The organism is Paractinoplanes ferrugineus (assembly GCF_016862195.1).
Lineage (GTDB): Bacteria > Actinomycetota > Actinomycetes > Mycobacteriales > Micromonosporaceae > Actinoplanes > Actinoplanes ferrugineus.
On sequence record NZ_BOMM01000073.1, the window covers coordinates 1 to 16,308 of the forward strand.

General features: G+C 71.2%; 14 protein-coding genes. 1 reads left to right on the forward strand and 13 read right to left on the reverse strand.

Annotated features, from left to right (window positions below; genetic code table 11):
- From Afe05nite_RS37890 to Afe05nite_RS37935, 10 genes are all read right to left on the reverse strand, one after another.
- On the reverse strand, positions 1–1,676 hold a 1,676-nt coding region (locus Afe05nite_RS37890), incomplete at its 3' end, for a sensor histidine kinase (RefSeq protein WP_239118505.1).
- 11 nt (positions 1,677–1,687) lie between these two features.
- A complete protein-coding gene (locus Afe05nite_RS37895; protein WP_203822149.1) occupies positions 1,688–2,590 on the reverse strand; it encodes a type II secretion system F family protein in 903 nt (300 codons plus the stop codon).
- 4 nt (positions 2,591–2,594) lie between these two features.
- Positions 2,595–3,563, reverse strand: coding sequence for a type II secretion system F family protein (locus Afe05nite_RS37900; RefSeq protein ID WP_203822150.1), 969 nt, complete (start codon positions 3,561–3,563; stop codon positions 2,595–2,597).
- A complete protein-coding gene (locus tag Afe05nite_RS37905) occupies positions 3,557–4,957 on the reverse strand; it encodes a TadA family conjugal transfer-associated ATPase (RefSeq protein WP_203822151.1) in 1,401 nt (466 codons plus the stop codon). Before Afe05nite_RS37905 ends, Afe05nite_RS37900 begins: the two co-directional genes overlap by 7 nt.
- Positions 4,954–6,135: a CpaE/TadZ family protein gene (locus Afe05nite_RS37910; protein WP_203822152.1), complete on the reverse strand. Its 1,182-nt coding sequence runs from the start codon at positions 6,133–6,135 to the stop codon at positions 4,954–4,956. The genes Afe05nite_RS37905 and Afe05nite_RS37910 overlap by 4 nt, the downstream gene beginning before the upstream one ends.
- Positions 6,132–6,899, reverse strand: coding sequence for an RcpC/CpaB family pilus assembly protein (locus tag Afe05nite_RS37915; protein WP_203822153.1), 768 nt, complete (start codon positions 6,897–6,899; stop codon positions 6,132–6,134). The genes Afe05nite_RS37910 and Afe05nite_RS37915 overlap by 4 nt, the downstream gene beginning before the upstream one ends.
- 78 nt (positions 6,900–6,977) lie before the next feature.
- A complete protein-coding gene (locus Afe05nite_RS37920) occupies positions 6,978–7,415 on the reverse strand; it encodes a TadE/TadG family type IV pilus assembly protein (RefSeq protein ID WP_203822154.1) in 438 nt (145 codons plus the stop codon).
- A 19-nt stretch (positions 7,416–7,434) separates the two neighbouring features.
- A complete protein-coding gene (locus Afe05nite_RS37925; RefSeq protein ID WP_203822155.1) occupies positions 7,435–7,614 on the reverse strand; it encodes a Flp family type IVb pilin in 180 nt (59 codons plus the stop codon).
- A 123-nt stretch (positions 7,615–7,737) separates the two neighbouring features.
- Complete coding sequence (locus tag Afe05nite_RS37930; protein WP_203822156.1) at positions 7,738–8,151, reverse strand: response regulator; 414 nt, start codon at positions 8,149–8,151, stop codon at positions 7,738–7,740.
- Between the two features lie 67 nt (positions 8,152–8,218).
- Complete coding sequence (locus tag Afe05nite_RS37935) at positions 8,219–9,130, reverse strand: siderophore-interacting protein (protein ID WP_203822157.1); 912 nt, start codon at positions 9,128–9,130, stop codon at positions 8,219–8,221.
- A 92-nt stretch (positions 9,131–9,222) separates the two neighbouring features.
- On the opposite strand from Afe05nite_RS37935, the gene Afe05nite_RS37940 reads away from it, so the two are divergent.
- A complete protein-coding gene (locus Afe05nite_RS37940; RefSeq protein WP_203822158.1) occupies positions 9,223–10,398 on the forward strand; it encodes a glycoside hydrolase family 5 protein in 1,176 nt (391 codons plus the stop codon).
- On the opposite strand, the gene Afe05nite_RS37945 is transcribed toward Afe05nite_RS37940, so the two are convergent.
- The 3 genes from Afe05nite_RS37945 to murJ are packed head-to-tail and all read right to left on the reverse strand — an operon-like array spanning position 10,395 to position 16,308.
- Positions 10,395–12,089: a tyrosine-protein kinase domain-containing protein gene (locus Afe05nite_RS37945; protein ID WP_203822159.1), complete on the reverse strand. Its 1,695-nt coding sequence runs from the start codon at positions 12,087–12,089 to the stop codon at positions 10,395–10,397. The genes Afe05nite_RS37940 and Afe05nite_RS37945 overlap by 4 nt on opposite strands.
- Entirely contained in the window at positions 12,086–13,279 is a 1,194-nt protein-coding gene (locus Afe05nite_RS37950; protein ID WP_203822160.1) for a glycosyltransferase family 4 protein, read from the reverse strand. The genes Afe05nite_RS37945 and Afe05nite_RS37950 overlap by 4 nt, the downstream gene beginning before the upstream one ends.
- Entirely contained in the window at positions 13,276–16,308 is a 3,033-nt protein-coding gene (murJ, locus tag Afe05nite_RS37955) for a murein biosynthesis integral membrane protein MurJ (RefSeq protein ID WP_203822161.1), read from the reverse strand. Before murJ ends, Afe05nite_RS37950 begins: the two co-directional genes overlap by 4 nt.

The window sequence follows — 16,308 nt, forward strand, 5'->3', positions numbered from 1 at the left end:
CAGGCGACGGCCGGCAGGAGCACGCGAATTGTGGTGCCGCCGCCGGCGGTGTCACCGATCGAGATGGCGCCGTTGTGCCGGTCGATGATGCGGTGACAGGTGGACAAGCCGATGCCGTGGCCCTTGCGGGAATTCGGATCGACCTGGGCGAACATCTCGAACACCTTCTCGCGCTGGTCCGGTGGGATACCGATGCCGTTGTCGGCGACCAGGACCGCCCAGCCGAAATCGTTGCGTTCGGCGGACAGGGAGATCTCGCACGGCCGGTCGGGGGAGCGGTACTTCATCGCGTTGTCGATCAGGTTCTGCAGAAGTTGGCGGAGCAACGTCCGGTCGCCCAGCACGGTCGGCATTTTGCCCCGGACCTGGACCCGGGCGCCGCTCGAGTTGGTGATCGAGTTCAGGTCGGACAGCACGGCGCCGACGACCTCGTCGAGGCGCACCGGACCCGGGGTGAACGGGACCTGCCCGGCTCGGGCGTACGAAAGAAGGGCCGAGACCAGCTCCTGCATGCGTTCCACCGCACGGATCGCCCCGTCCAGCCATTTCGTCGCCCGCGGATCGAGTTCCTCGGCGTAGCCACTGGTCATCATCTCCAGGTAACCGTGCGCCGCGGCCATCGGCCGGACCAGGTCGTGGCTGACCGCACCGGCGAACTGTTCCAGCTCGTCGTTGGAGCGGCGCAGGTCGGTGACAGCGTCGGTGAGCTGTTCGCCGCGGACGGCCAGCTCGTGGTGAGCGTCCTCCAGCGCGCGGCGTTGGGCGCGGTCGGCGGTGACGTTGTTCATGGCGACCACCGCGCCGAGCGGGTTTCCGCTGTCGTCGACAAGCCGACGGGCGGTGCAGCTGAGGTCGACCGGCGGCGCCCCCGGCCGTTTGATCATCATTTCGATGTTCTGGACGTCGTGCTCGCGGAGCGCCCGGATCAGCGGGATCTCGGCCGGCTCGAGCTGGCGGGTGCCGGTGGCGTCGAACAGGCCGTAATGCGTGGGCAGGTCGTCCTTCGTGAGGTCCTGATCGCGGCCGGTGCCGTGCCAATCACGGGCGGCCCGGTTGAAGACGGTGAGGCGGCCGTTCTCGTCGCAGGCCGCGATGCCGACGTCGATGGTTTCCAGGACCGTCCCGATGAGCCGCTGGCTGCGTTCGCGTTCGTGGGCCAGTTCCGCGTTGACCCGGGCCTGGCGGCGGCGTTCGAAGAGGGCGACCACGATGGCGGCCAGGTCGAGCAGGCGGCTCACCTGTTCGTCGCGCAACGTTTTGATCCGGTCGTCGAAGACGCAGAGCGTGCCGAGCGCGTACCCGTCCGGGGTGATCAGCGGTGCCGAGGCGTAGAAGCGCACGTCGGCCAGGCGGCCGGTCACCCATGGGTTGTCCCGGTAGATCGGGTCCCGGCTCGCGTCGGGTACGTGCACGAAGTTGCCGGCCCGGAACTGCACGGCGCACATCGAGTCGTCCCGGGCGGAGTCGCCGCCGTCGAATCCGACGGTGGTGAGCTGGCACTGGCGGTTCTCGTCGATGAGGTTGAGGGTGGCGGTGGGCACCTCGGCGACCACCGCGGCGACCCGGACGACGGCTTCGAGCTCGTCGTCGGCGGGCGCGTCGAGCAGTTCGTACTCGTGCAGGGCGGCGAGACGCAGGCTCTCGTTCTGGTTGCGCTCGAGAACGCTCGTGGACACGGCGCCGCCTCTCAGAAGTTCTTCATGATGTTGAGGACGGCCGGGCCCAGCACCACCACGAAGATCACCGGGAACAGACAGAACAGCACCGGGAACAGCAGCTTGATGGCGACCTTCTGGGCTTTCTCCTCGGCTCGCTGGCGCCGGCGCAGGCGCTGGTCGGCGGCGTGCTCGCGGAGGATGCCGGCCACCGAGATGCCCATCTCGCCGGCCTGCACGAGCGCCGTCACCAGGCGTTTGAGGTCCCGGGACGTGGTGCGGGCGGAGAGTGCGCGCAGGGCTTCGGTGCGGGAGACGCCGAGCTGCATCTCCTGGAGCAGGCGGCGCACCTCGTCGGGCATCGGGCCTTCGAGCATCGTGGCGACCTGGGCCAGCGCGGCGTCCAGGCCGAGGCCCGCCTCGACGCCGATGACCAGGGCGTCGAGCACGTCGGGCAGGGAGCGGGCGAGGGCCTGCTGCCGTTTCTGGCCGGCGTTGCGGACGAGCACCTCGGGGAGTACGAGTCCGATGGCGATGCCGCCGAGCGCGGCGAGGGCGGCGTGGCCGGGTACGAGCAGGTAGCCGAGCAGGGCGAGGACGATGACGGCGAACATCCGGGCCTGCACGACCCGCTCGACCGGCCACTTGGCGGGGTTGCCGGCGTAGTCGAGCTGCCGGGCCAGCCGCAGTCTCATCGCCGGCGGGGTGATGAAGTCACCGGTCTTCTGGAAGAACCGGGTCAGCGCGGGCCGGATCCGGTGGTACGAGGTCGACCGGGGCGGGCGGGTGTCGGTGATCCGGTTCTCGCCGAACTCGGCGAGGATCTTCAGCATGCGTTCGCGCTGGGTGGCCGGCATGGCCACGGCGGTGACCGCCAGGGTGCCGGCCAGCGCGGCGCAGCCGGCGGCGAGCACGAGGATCACGGTCGGGGACATCGCCTCACACCTCGATCTTCACGGCGGTGCGCAGCCAGATGATGCCGACGGTCATCAGGAGCAGGGCGAACAGCAGCATGAGCAGACCGAGGGGTTCGGTGTAGAGCGGGCGGATGTAGTCCGGGCGCATCACCGTCAGGGTGAGGGCGGTGAAGACCGGAAGGGCCATCAGCACGTACGCGGACATGCGTCCCTCGGCGGACAGCGTCCGCACCTGCCGTTGCAGGTAGGCGCGGTCGCGCATGGTGTCGGCGGTGGTCTGCATGACGTCGGCGAGGCTGCCGCCGACCTCGCGTTGCAGGCGCAGCGCCATGACGAGCCAGCGCATCTCGCCGCTGCCGGTACGTTCGCCGACGCGCTGCAGGGCGTTCTCGAACTCGCCGCTGATCCGCGATTCCGACAGGGCGCGGCTGAACTCCTCGGCGACCGGTCCCTCGTCGTCGCGGACCGCGGCGTCGACGGACTGCTGCAGGGTGAAGCCGGACCGCAGCGAGCTGAGGACGAGCTGGAGCATGTTGGGCAGTTCGTCGGCGAACCGCTGCCGGCGGCGTCTGACTATGGTGCGCAGGATGGCGGGCGGCAGGTGGAAGCCGGGGAGGATCCCGACGAGGGCCGCGAACCAGACCGGCATCAGCATCGCGATGAGCAGGAACGTGCCGATCGAGACCCAGATCCGCAGCCACAGCCATTCGGTGGGCTTCGGCGCCCCGGTGAGCTGGTCGAGCAGCGGTTCGCTGCGGGCCGCGAACCGGGCGAGACCGGGGGACTCCTCGATGAACTTGCCGCCGGCGGTCAGCAGGTGACGTAGGACCGGCTCGCCCTTCTTGCGCTCGGCGTGCGTGAAGACCTTGAGCGAGGCGATGCGGCGCTGCTCGGGGGTGCGCCCGAAAAGCAGGTCCAGGACGATCCAGATGATCAGGAAGACGGTGGCCGCGCCGAACGCGGTGACGGCCCACCCCCAGCCGCTCACCACCGGCCGCCGATGGCCGGGGTGGCGCCGAACATGCCGGGGTTGAGGGTCACCCCGTACATGGCGAGGGTGTCGACGAAACGGGGCCGGACACCTGTCGGCTTCAAGGTGGACGTGTGCAGTTGTCCGCCGTCCGCGTTGAAGTCGAACACGAACAGGTCCTGCAGGGTGATGATGTCGCCTTCCATGCCGACCACCTCGGTGATGTGGGTGACCTTGCGGCTGCCGTCCTTGAACCGCTGCACCTGGATGATCAGGTCGACGGCGGAGGTGACCTGGTCGCGGATGGCCCGGCTGGGCAGGTCCATGCCGGCCATCAGCACCATGGTCTCGAGGCGGGACAGCGCGTCGCGGGGGGTGTTGGCGTGCAGGGTGGTCAGCGAGCCGTCGTGGCCGGTGTTCATGGCCTGCAGCATGTCGAGGGCGGCGGCGTCGCGGACCTCACCGACGACGATGCGGTCGGGCCGCATCCGCAGCGAGTTGCGGACCAGGTCGCGGGTGGTCACGGTGCCGCGGCCCTCGGAGTTGGCCGGCCGTGACTCGAGGCGGATCACGTGGTCCTGGTCGAGTTGCAGTTCGGCGGCGTCCTCGATGGTCACGATGCGCTCGTCGTGCGGGACGAAGCTCGACAGCACGTTGAGGATCGTCGTCTTGCCGGAGCCGGTGCCGCCGCTGACCACCACGTTGCGCCGGCCGCGCACGCACGCCTCCAGGAACTCGGCGGACTGCCGGTTGAGGGTGCCGTAGGAGACGAGGTCGCCGACGGTCAGCGGGGTGGCCGAGAACTTGCGGATCGTCAGGGACGACCCGTCCAGGGCGATCGGCGGGACGATGGCGTTGACCCGGCTGCCGTCGGGCAGGCGGGCGTCGACCATCGGGCTCGCCTCGTCGACGCGACGGCCCACCCGGGCGCAGATCCGGTCGATGATCCGCCGCAGGTGGCCCTCGTCGTCGAACTCGGTCTCGACGCGCTCGATCCGCCCGTACCGTTCGACGTAGATGCTCTTGGCCCCGTTGGCCATGACCTCGGTGATCGACGGGTCGCGCAGCAGCGGCTCGATCGGGCCGTGGCCGAGGACCTCGTCGATCACCTCCTTGACGATGCGGGCGCGGTCGGTGCCGGAGAGCGGGGTCTCCTCGCGGGCGAGCAGTTCGTTGAGCACCTCGCGGACGCGTTCGGTGAGTTCCTCGGTGTTGGCCCGGTTGGTGTAGAGGGTCGGGCCGAGCTCGTCGGCGAGGCGGCGCTGGATGCGCAGCCGGACGTCGTAGACCGGGTCGGCCACCTGCCGGCCGGCCGAGCGGTAGCGGTGCTGGGCGGCCGCCGCCGCCTCGGCGTTCTCGATTGCCGGCGGCTGCTGGTTCAGCGGGTCGTAACCGAGGCGGGCGGAGAGGCTCATCGGCGTCCCTTCGACGACCGGGAGAACAGCCGTCGTTTCTGGGCACCGCCCGGTTCGGTGCCCGTGCACAGGTCGGCGAGGCGGCCGATGGCCTGGCTGAACGGATGTGTCGGGTTGGTCAGGTAGAGCGGTTCGGCGCGGTTCACCGAGATCGTCACCTCCCGGCTGGAGGGCACGTGCACCGCGAACGGCATGCCGATCGCCTCGGAGATGTCGTCGGCGGTCAGGCCCACCTCGGAGTTGGAGCGGTTGAAGACCAGCAGCCGGCGTTCCTTGGCGTAGTCGAGCATGTCGAACATCTCGACGGTCAGCCGGACGCTCTTGAGCGTGGGCAGGTCGGGCGTGACGATCGGGACCAGCAGGTCGGACATGTCGAGGGCGGCCAGGACCTGGTCGGTGACCAGCGCCGGGGTGTCCACGACGATGAAGTCGTAGTTCGGGCGGGCGAGGTCGAGGATCTCCACGATCAGTTCGCGGCGTACGTGCTCGCCCTGCGCCGGTGAGGACGGCGCGAGCAGCACGTCGATGCCGTTCTTGTAGGTGGTGATGATCGAGCGCAGGCCCGGTTCGTCGAGCCGGCCGGCCATCGCGATCGCGCCCGCGATGTTGCGTTCCGGCGGCAGCTTCAACATGATCGCCACGTCGCCGAACTGCAGGTCCAGGTCGACGAGCAGGACCCGGCGGCCACCGGCGGCGGCGAGCGCGGTGGCCAGGTTCACCGCGATGACCGACCGGCCGCAGCCGCCCTTGCCGGCGAAGACGGTGACGACCCGGCCGTACGGGGCGGCCTCGGCGTTGGTGCGCAGGGTGGTGCCGAGCGCTTTGGACAGGTCGACCGAGCGGGAACACGCGTTGCGGATGCCGTCCCAGTCGGCCTCCTCGACCACCTCGCGGACGCCGGAGCGCAGGCAGCGCAGCACGTCCTCGGGGTCGAGATGCCGGCGGATCAGCACCACCCCGATCAGTGGCCGCTGCAGCCGCTGGTACGCGGTGAACATCAGCACCTCGTCGAGCGGCACGGTCGCGCCGACGATCACGAGCAGGGTCTCGGGGTAGCGGGGCAGGTGCGCCTCGAGGTCGGCCATGTTGTGCACGATCGTGCAGCCGATGGACTGGAACTGCGGGCCGACCTGCGCGAGGCGGTCCCGGTCGGGTTCCAGGTAGACGTAGAGGCTCACGACCGGGCACCGGGGGCCGGCGCCGTGCTGGGCGTGGCGATCAGGCCGAGGTGCAGCTCACCGGTGTTGTAGCCGTTGATCAGCTGCTCCGCCTCGGCCGGGGTGACGGCGACCGTGACGACGTAGCGGTCGAGGCCCGCCGTCGCGTCGACCGGGGCCGACGAGACCACCGTCGGCACGACGGTGGCGCTGGGTTGCGGGGCGGCGGCGGTGGTCCGGGGCCGCTCACCGACGCTGATCACGGTCGTTCTCGGCACCACGACGGTGGTCGTCTGGTCGCGGGTGTCGTTGCCGTTGGGCTTGGTGAGGTAGATCGTCACCACGGCGCCGGTGTCGACGTTGCCGGCCACCTGCCGGGCGACGGTGAGGTCGACGGCGACGGCGACCTTGCCGGCCGGCAGCGCGAAGGTGGGCGCGGGGCTCGCGGTGGCCGGGGCCGGATGGCTGAACTGGCCCTCCAGCAGCATCTGGTCGGGTTGCAGCGCGGCGTTCAGGGTCCGTTTGTCGAAGCTCTCGTCGAGCTTGCTCATCGCCCCGGACGGCACGGCCCGGGCCGGCATCAGCACCTGGCGGACGAGTTTGCGGCTGCGGATGTCCGCGCCGGTGGTGTCCGCGGGGATGTTGGCGGTGGCCAGCAGGACCCAGGTGCCCTGAGCGCCGTTGAGGGCGCGCTGGTCGGCACTGTGCCCGTAGGCGACGACCGCCAGTGCGCTGAGTCCGGCCATCACGGCCGCGATCAGCATCAGGACGATGCGTCGACGCATTCCCGCCTCCTCGTTCGCGTGGCTTATCACCAATTCTGGTGGCCAACACCGCCTAAGGGGGCGAATCCGACGATGTGGCTATCCCAGGCAGGCCATGACGCCTGTCGCGGAGAGAGTGATGGCGCTCGGATTGCTCTGGAAGAGCTTGAGCACCAGGTAGAGCGGTGTGACGGGGTCGAAAGTCCGGGTCACCGTCATGGTCGCGGTCGACGTGGCGGTCGCGGCCGAGGTGCACGCGGTGGTGGTGGTGTAGGTGATGCCGGTGCTGCCACCGACGGTGCTGACCACTTGGGCCTGCATGTCCGAGGCGGTGCCGTTCAGCGCGCCCACCCGAGCGCCTTCCCGCACCGCCTCGGTCAACTGGATCTGCTGCTGCATCACCCGGCCGAAGTCGATCAGGCCGAAGACCAGCAGAAGAAGGATCGGAAGCACCAGCGCCAGCTCCACCGCGGCCGCACCGTCGTCACCCCGGGGCCGTTGTGCGCCGGGGCGGCGGAGTCGGTCGGGTACGAGCATCTCGCGTTGCTTCCGTCCCTCAGAACTTCTTCGAGAGGTTGGTGAAGACGTCGGACAGGTGCGTGCCGAACGCCGAGACACCAACGATGATCACGATGGCGATGAACGTGACGAGCAGGCCGTACTCGACGGCGGTCGCGCCCTCCTCGTTGTTGAGGCGGCTGCGGAGGTACGCGGCGATCATGTTCATGTTCGGCATTTGGAGCTCCCCTGGTTGGCTGGGTGATCGCTTGTCGATCGCCCGCTTACAGGAGTAGGTATCGGACTCCGGCGGCCCGGCTTGAGGCTCATTCCGGTCGATTGGGTTGCTAAAGACAACCAATCAGGGGGCGGGCGCGTTGCTGTGCCGGGAGAGCACGGAACGCAGCGTTCCGGCGAGCACGTCGGTGGTGAACGGCTTGGCGATGAAGGGCGATCCCGCCTTGATCAAACCCTTCTTGATCGCGATGTCCTGGGGGATGCCGGAGATGTAGACGATCTCCATGCCGGGGCGGATCGTGGCCGCCGACCGGGCCAGCTCGCCCCCGGAGACACCGGGCAGGCCGAGGTCGGTCAGCAGCACGTCGATGGTGCCGTCGAAGACGCGGCACTGGGTGATCGCACTGACCGCGTCCTGGGCGACCAGGGCGGTGAAGCCGCGCATCTCCAGCATCTGCGTAGTCATCTCGCGCAGGTCCTCATCGTCCTCGACGAGCAGGACGACGGGTCCGGTCCGGGTCGCCGACGTGTTCCACATGTCCCCTCCTCGCCAGCCACGCTATCGACTCCGGGAGGGGCGGCGTCGCAAATCGGGCAAATGTCAGTCAGCTGGCTTCGGCGCGGCCGAGACGCCAGTAACCCATGAAAGCCACCGAACGGCGGTCGACGCCGCACTCGGCGACCAGGTGCCGGCGCAGCGTCTTGATCACCGCGGCCTCGCCGGCCAGCCAGGCGTAGAACTTGCTGACGTCGGTGGGCTCCTTCGGAACCTCCCAGAGGATCTCCTCGTCGACGTCGACGTCCTCCAGCTCGACCGGCGCCGGGGCCCGCTCACCGAGCAGGCGGCGGACCGAGGAGCGCAGGGCCGGGACGAGTTTCTCGCCGTGCGGGGCGCCGTCGCGGGGCAGCCAGGTGACCCGCACGCCCTCGGGGGCGGCCAGGTCGAGGACGTCGGCCGAGGTGGGGACCTCGAGCAGGGCCTCCCCGGCGGCGGAGCGGGGCAGGCAGGCCAGGATCGACGAGATCGCCGGGACCGCGGTCTCGTCGCCGCCCAGCAGCAGGCACTCGGTGTGGACCGGTGGGTGGAAGTCGATGCCACCGTGCACGCCGTCGTGGTCGGCGTTGGGACCCATCACCCAGATGGCGGCGCCCGGTCGCGCGTCGGCGGCCCACCGCGAGGCGGGTCCGTGCACACCGTGCATCACCATGTCCACGTCGATCTCGCGCTCGGCGGGACGGACGGCGCGGATCGTGTACGTCCGGATCGGGTTGCGGTGCTCGTCGGGCAGGTCGCGCCACCTCGCGTACCAGTCGTCGCCGGTCGGCAGGTGGTCGTGGCCGTGCCCGGCCAGCGGCGGGATCAGCTTGATCCGCTGGTCGAAGCCGTTGTCGGCGAACCGGTCGAGGTCGTCGCCGGTGAGGGTGACGCGCAGGAAGCTCGGGCTGAGCCGCCGGACGGCACGCACCTCGGTCGGGAAGAAGCGCCACGGCGGCACGGCGACGGTCGTCCGGGTCACCCTCGGACCTCCTTTTTCGGATCTAGGTTTAGGTATGCCTAACCTAACCCACGAGTTCCGGGAGTGGTCCGGCGGCCCTACCCGATCAAGCGATGTCGATAGTGATCCCGGTCGTCCATTCTGGACAGGTGCGCCTGGGTGTCCCGCTCGTCCTGCTCGTCCTGCTCCTGGCCGGTTGCGCGGCCCCGGCCGAGCCGAGCCCGCCGAACCCGCCGGCCCCGATCGACGCCGTCGCGGTCAAGGACAACCAGTTCGTCGACCGGGCCGGCAAGGTCCTCAGGCTGCGGGGCTTCAACGTCTCCGGCGCGGAGTACTCGTGCCTCGAGGGTGCGGGCTTCTTCGACACCCCCGACGGGCGGGCGCCCGACGACCGGCAGATCGCGGCGATGCGCGCGTGGGGGCGGGCCGACGCGGTGCGGATACCGCTCAACGAGCAGTGCTGGCTCGGCCTGCCGGCGGCACCGGCGGACTTCGCCGGCCAGAAGTACCGGGACGAGGTGCGTGCGTTCGTCCGGCGGCTCAACGCGTACGGCTTCGTCGCCGTCCTTGATCTTCATCGCAGTTCCCCCGGCGACGGCAAGCCGGCCCAGCAGGAGCAGATGCCCGACCGGGACCACAGTCCGCAGTTCTGGCGGTCGGTCGCGACCGAGTTCCGCACCGGTGCGGTGCTTTTCGACCTCTTCAACGAGCCGTTCCCGTACGCCGAGACCGACACCGACCGGGCCTGGGCCTGCTGGCGGGACGGGTGCACGCTGACCTCGGTCAACACCGGTACGCCCTACGCGGCGGCCGGACTCGGCGAGCTGGTCGCCGCCGTGCGGGGCACCGGCTCGACGACCGTGCTGCTGGCCGGCGGCGTCCACTGGGCCGAGTCGATGACCCGCTGGCTGAAATACCGCCCGGACGACCCGGCCGGTCAGCTGGCCGCGTCGGTGCACGCCTATTCGTTCAACGAGTACTGCGGCACCGCCGAGTGCTTCGACCGGGACCTGGAACCGATCCTGGAACGGGTGCCGGTGCTGGCCGGCGAGGTCGGTCCCACCCTCAAGGGCGAGGGGGCCGCCTTCGACGACGACTGCCCGGCCCGCACCGCGAAGAAGGGCGGCTGGGCCCGCGACACCCTCGACTGGTTCGACGAGCACGGCGTGAGCTGGACGGCCTGGGCCTGGAACCCGTGGGGCGACTGCTGGTCGCTGACCCGGGACTGGGGCGGCGAGCCGACGCCGGTGTGGGGTAAGGAGCTGAGGCGCCGACTCGCCGCCGCTTAGGGGGCGTCCGGTCCGTCGCCGCGCTGAGCCGGCACGGCCGAGCCGTTGGCGCGGGCCTTGACCGGCCCGGCCGGCGGGTGGATGACGGGCGGGGAGGTCGCCGACTGGTAGACCGTCGAGGGCGGCTGAGCCGGGCCGGGCGAGGCCGGTGCCGGGGAGACGGGCGCGGGCGGCGCGGGGGAGACCGGAACCGTGGACAGGGGCACCGACGCCGAGCCGATGACCGGCCGCCCGGAACGGTCGGTGAGGTCGTCGAACAGCGCGAGCCCTTCGTCGACGGCGGGGCCGCCCGGGGACCGCGCCGGGGTGTCCGCCGCCACCGGGCCGGGCGCCGGCGCGAGCGGTCGTTCCGGTGCGCTCACCGCGACCGCGCTGCGCGGCCGGGGGATCAGGCCGCCCGCACTGCGCGGGGCGTTGACCAGCACGCCGCTGACGTTGCCGGCGGCCACCTCGCGCAACTCGGCGAGGGCGCGGATCACCCCGGCCCGGGTGCTGCGCCGGAAGTCGCCGATCAGCAGCACGTGGTCGGCGGCGGCGGCGAGCGCGATCCCGTCGGACACGCTGAGGATCGCCGGCGAGTCGATCACCACGACGTCGCAGAGCCGGCCCAGCCGGGCGAGCACCGGGCCGAGCCGCGGCCCCTCGAGCAGATCGGTGGCCCGGTCGGCGCCCGGTCCCGCGGTCAGCACCCGCAACCGGGGCACCGGCCCCTGCCGCAGCGCCGTCTCCGGCCGGATCCCGTCGTCGAGCAGGTCGGTGAGACCCCGCTCGTCGGGCAGGTCGAAGATCGTGTGCTGACGCGGGCCGGGCAGGTCGGCGTCGACCAGGATCACCGACCGGCCGGCCACGGCGAGTGCGACGGCCAGGTTGGCGGCGGTCGTGCTGCGGCCCTCCCCGTCGTGCGCGCTCGCCACCAGGACGGTCGACGCGCGCGCCGACGTGAGCAGTGGCTGCAGGCGGGAGCGCAGATAGCGGTACGACTCGGCGGCCGGCGACTGGGGCTGGCGCAGCAGCACCGGCAACGCCGCCCCCGGCCCGCGTGGTCGCGGCGAGCGCGGGACGGTGGCGAGCACGGTCAGCCCGCTGATCTGCTCGAAGTCGCGCAGGCCCCGGAGCCGGTCGCTCATCCGGTCGCGGATGATCGCGGTGCCGAGGCCGAGGAGCAGGCCGAGCACGAGGCCGATGCCGGCGTCGATCCAGATCGGCCGGGTCACCGGTTCGCCGGGCAGGAAGGCCGGCGTGACCAGGACGGCGTGGGCGTTCGCGGTCGACGTCTTGGTCTGCGTCGCGTCGTTGCGGTAGCTGACGTACGCTTCGGCGAGCGCCTGGGCCCGCCGCTGCGCGATGGCCGGGCGGTCCGCCTGGTAGATGAAGGTCAGCACGTTCGCGTCGGGGGCGACCGTCACCGAGAAGCCGTCGCTGAGCGTCTCCGGTTGCACGCCGAGCCCGGTCGCGGCGGGCCGCACCACCAGGCCCGACTTGGCCAGTTCCTTCTCGGTGCCCATCTCGGGCGGCACCGGTGTGGTGTTGGCCCGCACCACCGCCTCGACGACGACTACCGCGGACGACCGGTACGCGGTCGGCGCCAGCATGCTCACCCCCACCCCGGCCGCCATCACCACCAGCGTCACCAGGACGATCCACAGCCCGTACACGCGAACCAGCCGTGCCGGGCCCCCGTTGGTGTTCATGCCGCCGTGCCTCCAGATGTCAGCTTCTCGTGGGTGAGCCGGGCGATGACCCCGAGGTACGGCACCTGCTGCCGATCCCAGGACAACCGCTGACGGACCGCCCGTTCGCCGGCCGCGCCCAGCTCGGCCCGTCGCTCAGGGTTACGCAACAGCGTGTCGATCCGTTCAGCGAAGGCGACCACGTCGCCGCGGGGGACGAGTTCGGCCGCCCCCTCGCCGATGATCCGGGTCTCGGCCACGTCGAACGCGACGAACGGCAGCCCGAACGCCATGTACTCCATCGCCTTCACCGGGGTGACGAACTCCTCGAGGTTGGGTTCGAGCCCGACGTCGGCGGTCGACAGCAGGTCGTAGACCTCGTCGCGGCTCAACCAGCCCGGGAACGAGACCCAGCCGCTCAGCCCGCGCTCCTCGACGAAACGCAGCCCCACCGGCAGGTAGTCGCCGATCCCGGCGAAGGTGAACGCGGTGTCGGTGCGCCCGATCCGGTGCACGAGATGGTCGATCGCGGCCAGGGCCAGGTCGATGCCGTCCTGCGGGCCCATCATGCCGACGAGCGCGCACAGGTGCCGGTGGCCGCGCTTGAGCGTCGGCTGAGCCGGCCGCGAGCCGAGGTCGGCCAGCCAGGGACCGTTGCCGACGACCGTGACCCGGTCCGCGCCGAGCCCGCCGCGGTCCAGCGCCACCGAGCGGACCGACGAGTTGACCGCCACCACGTGGTCGGCGGTCCGCAGGCTGGCGCGTTCGAAGCGGCGCAGCAGTTTGTACATGAGCCCGTCGGCGCGCCCGTACCTCGCCTCGTAGATCTCCGGGGACAGGTCCTTGAAGTCGAAGATGACCCGGCGGCGGAACAGCTTGAGCGGCGCGGCGAGCACGAAGTAGATGTCCGGGGTGCTCGACACCTGCACCACGTCGACGCCGCCGGACAGCATGGCGCGCAGGGTCAGCCAGGCGGCGGCGGTCAGCGACCAGGCGTACTCCCGGACGAACCCGAGCTTGCTCACGCCGTCGCTGGCCGGGTAGTCGAGGACGCGTACCGCGGGATTCTCCCGGTTCGCCGGGTCCTTGCGACAGATCACCGTGACCTGCATGCCCGCCGCGACCAGGGCCGCGGCGTGCTTGCGCAACCGGTGATCGCGGCCGAGCGGCACGTTCTCCACCATCAGCAGGACTCGGATCGGCTTGCTCATGTGCGCTCCTCGACGGCGAGATTTCGCAGGATGGCGAGCAGCACGAGCAGGCAGTCGGCCGCGCCGCGATAGGTCAGGTGCGGATCGAAGAGCATCAGCAGCGCGTTCGCCGCCGCGTAGGAGGCCACCGCGAGACCCACCGCGGCCACGACGCCGGTCGCCCGCCGGGCCGCGGCGACACCGCGCCGCAGGCAGACGACGACCCAGCTGAGGTACGCGACGAGCAGTGGGACGCCGCCACCCCAGAGCAGCCAGACGTAGCCGCTCTCGATCCACACCCAGCCGAACTCCTCGTGCGAGGCGGGCACCCGGGCCGACGGCCGCACCCCGAGCAGCCAGTTGTGGTCGGCGCCCAGTTGCGGCAGGAAGTAGGTGTTGAGGTTGCGCAGCCGCACGATCCAGCTGTCCGGCAACCCGGAGGCGCTCTGGAAGCCGAGCAACCTCGTCTGGATGACCGGCCACATGACGACGGCGCCGAGCAGCAGCATCGGCACCGCGTAACCCACCAGCCGCCAGGTGCGGGAGACGATCACCAGCACACCGATGGCCAGCAGCATGCCGATGACGGTGGAGAACTCGCCCGCCCCGAGCGCCCCGAACACGCAGATCGGTACGGCCGCGAGAAGCAGTTTGCGGTGGCGCTCGGTGTACAGCAGCAGTCCGATGGCGAGGCAGAGGTTGATGATGCACAGGTCGGCGACGGCGGCGGCGAGGGCGAGCGTGGAACTGCCCCGGCCGATCGAGAGCACCCGTTCCGCCCCGAACGGCGCGTACAGGGTGCCGAGCAGCTTCGGCACGCCGAACAGCCCGAGCGACTGGAGGATGCCGATGATCGCGACGAGGCAGGCGGACGCGATCGACAGGTAGGCGGCGCGCAGTGCCTCGGCCCGGCTGGTCAGGCTGAACCGGATGATGAAGTAGACGGCGAGGTACTTCCACAGCACGATCGCGTACTGGAGGTCGTCCGCGATGATCTCCCGGCCGCGCGCGGCCATCATCGCGAGCGGGGCTATCGAGGTGAACACGGCGAGCGCGATCAGCGACCAGTCGATCGCGTTCATCCGGGGCAGCCGGAACGTGCCGACCCGCAGCCTCACCAGCCAGCGCGCGGCGAGCGCGAGACCGACCAGCACGGCCAGGCCCTCGTTGGGCCGCAGCACCGGGATGATCGTGCCGCGGTCGATGCCGGCGGTCAGCGGCGTGAGGAAGACGATGAGGTAGGCGGCGGTGGCCGGCCACACGTAGACGCAGCCGCCGACGCCGAGCGCGACGACGACGGCGGCGGCCTGGAGCGGGTTCAGGCCGGCGAGGGCGCCGACCGCGGCGGCGCCGAGAAGCAGCGCGAGGTTGGTGCGCACCCCGGCATCGCGGCGAACCTTCTTGCGTACGGCGTTGCGGCGCACGGCCTTTTCGCGTCCGGCTTTTTGGCGTACGGAGGTCAGGATCCAGTCGAGTTCCGGTGCGCCGAGCCGGGCCTGCACACCGAAGTACACTGCCACGCCCACGGATCCCGCCACCACCACCGCGAGGACCCCGCCGACGCCCCCACCGACCACTGTGGAGATCAGCCGGCCCGTGATATAGGCCGGGACCGCCATCAGGACCGCGACGCCGACGATGCGCAGGAGCGGTCCGGCGAGCGGCTCGTGGCCGGGGCCGAGCCGGCGCAGCAGCGCGCGCACCAGGATCGCCGCGCCGGCCAGGGTGCCCGCCGACATCGAGAGACCCAGCACCAGCAGTACGCCCGGCCCGGTCGCCGCCGGTGCCAGGCCGGCCCCGCCCACGCAGATCCCCAGCTGGACCAGCATGGCGTACATCGGGGTACGGGTGTCCTCCCGCGCATAGCAGGCATAGGTGGCGACGAGGAAAGCCGTCTCCCCGAGTACGCCCAGGGCCAGCGCGCCGAGTGCCGTGGCGATCAGCGCCGTACCGTTGTCGGTGGCGAACCCGCCGTAGGAGATCGCCCTCGCGATCGGCTCCCGGACGGCGAGGTAACCGGCGGCCGCCGGCACCGCGACGAACAGCGCGAACACCAGGCCGTTGACGAACGTGTCGCGGAACGCCGGATTGTTCCCGGCCGCGTGCAGCCGGGACAGGCGGGGGGCGAGGGACAGCGCGACCGGGGTGGCGCCGAGCGCGATCGGCAGGAAGTAGAAGTTCATGGCCAGCTGGAACGCGACCACGCCGCCCGCCACCCGGTTCGCGAGGACCAGCAGGACCAGCAGCTGCGCGGCCGCCAGCGCGGCCTGGACCAGCGACGGGAGCGCCCGGCCGAGGACCGCCCGGACCTCCGGGTCACGCCACCCCCGGCGAGGGCGCAGGCGGACCCCGGCCCGGCGGGCGCCGTACCACTGCGCGGCCGCGTGCAGCCCGACCGAGCCGGTGGTGCCGAGCCCGAGCAGCAGCAGGGCGCCGGTGGGCGCCTGCGCCAGGCCGCCGATGCCCGGATAGAGGATCGCCACCGCGGCCAGCACGACCACCGTGCCGATGTTCTCCAGCGCCGGCGCCGCCGCCGCGAGGGCGAACCGGCCGTGCGAGTTCATCGCCGCGCCGGCCGTCGCGACCAGCCCGTAGAGCGGGATCTGCGGCAGCAGCATGACCACCAGCAGGATCCCGGTGCGAGCCTGCGCGCCGCCGCTCTCGGGGGCGGCCAGGCGCAGCGCGAAGGGCGCCACCACCACGGCCACCGGGGTGAGCACGGCGGCTCCCAGGGCGACGATGCCGAGGAAACCGCCGGCGACCCGTTCCGCGCCCGCCCGGTCCGCCGTGTCGACGTGCCGGACCAGCGCCGGGATCAGCAGCGAGGAGAGCATCGAGCCGCCCAGGAAGCCGTAGAACACCAGGTTGGGCAGCGAGTTGGTGAACTGGTAGGTGTTGGCGAACAGGGTGGCACCGAGGACCGCGGCGATCACCACCCCACGGATCACGCCGGTACCGCGGCTGATCACCGTCCACACGGCCACGGTCATGGAGTCGCCGACGGCGTCGGCCGGCGACTCCTGCTTCGGCCGTTCGAGAGTGACTGTCAT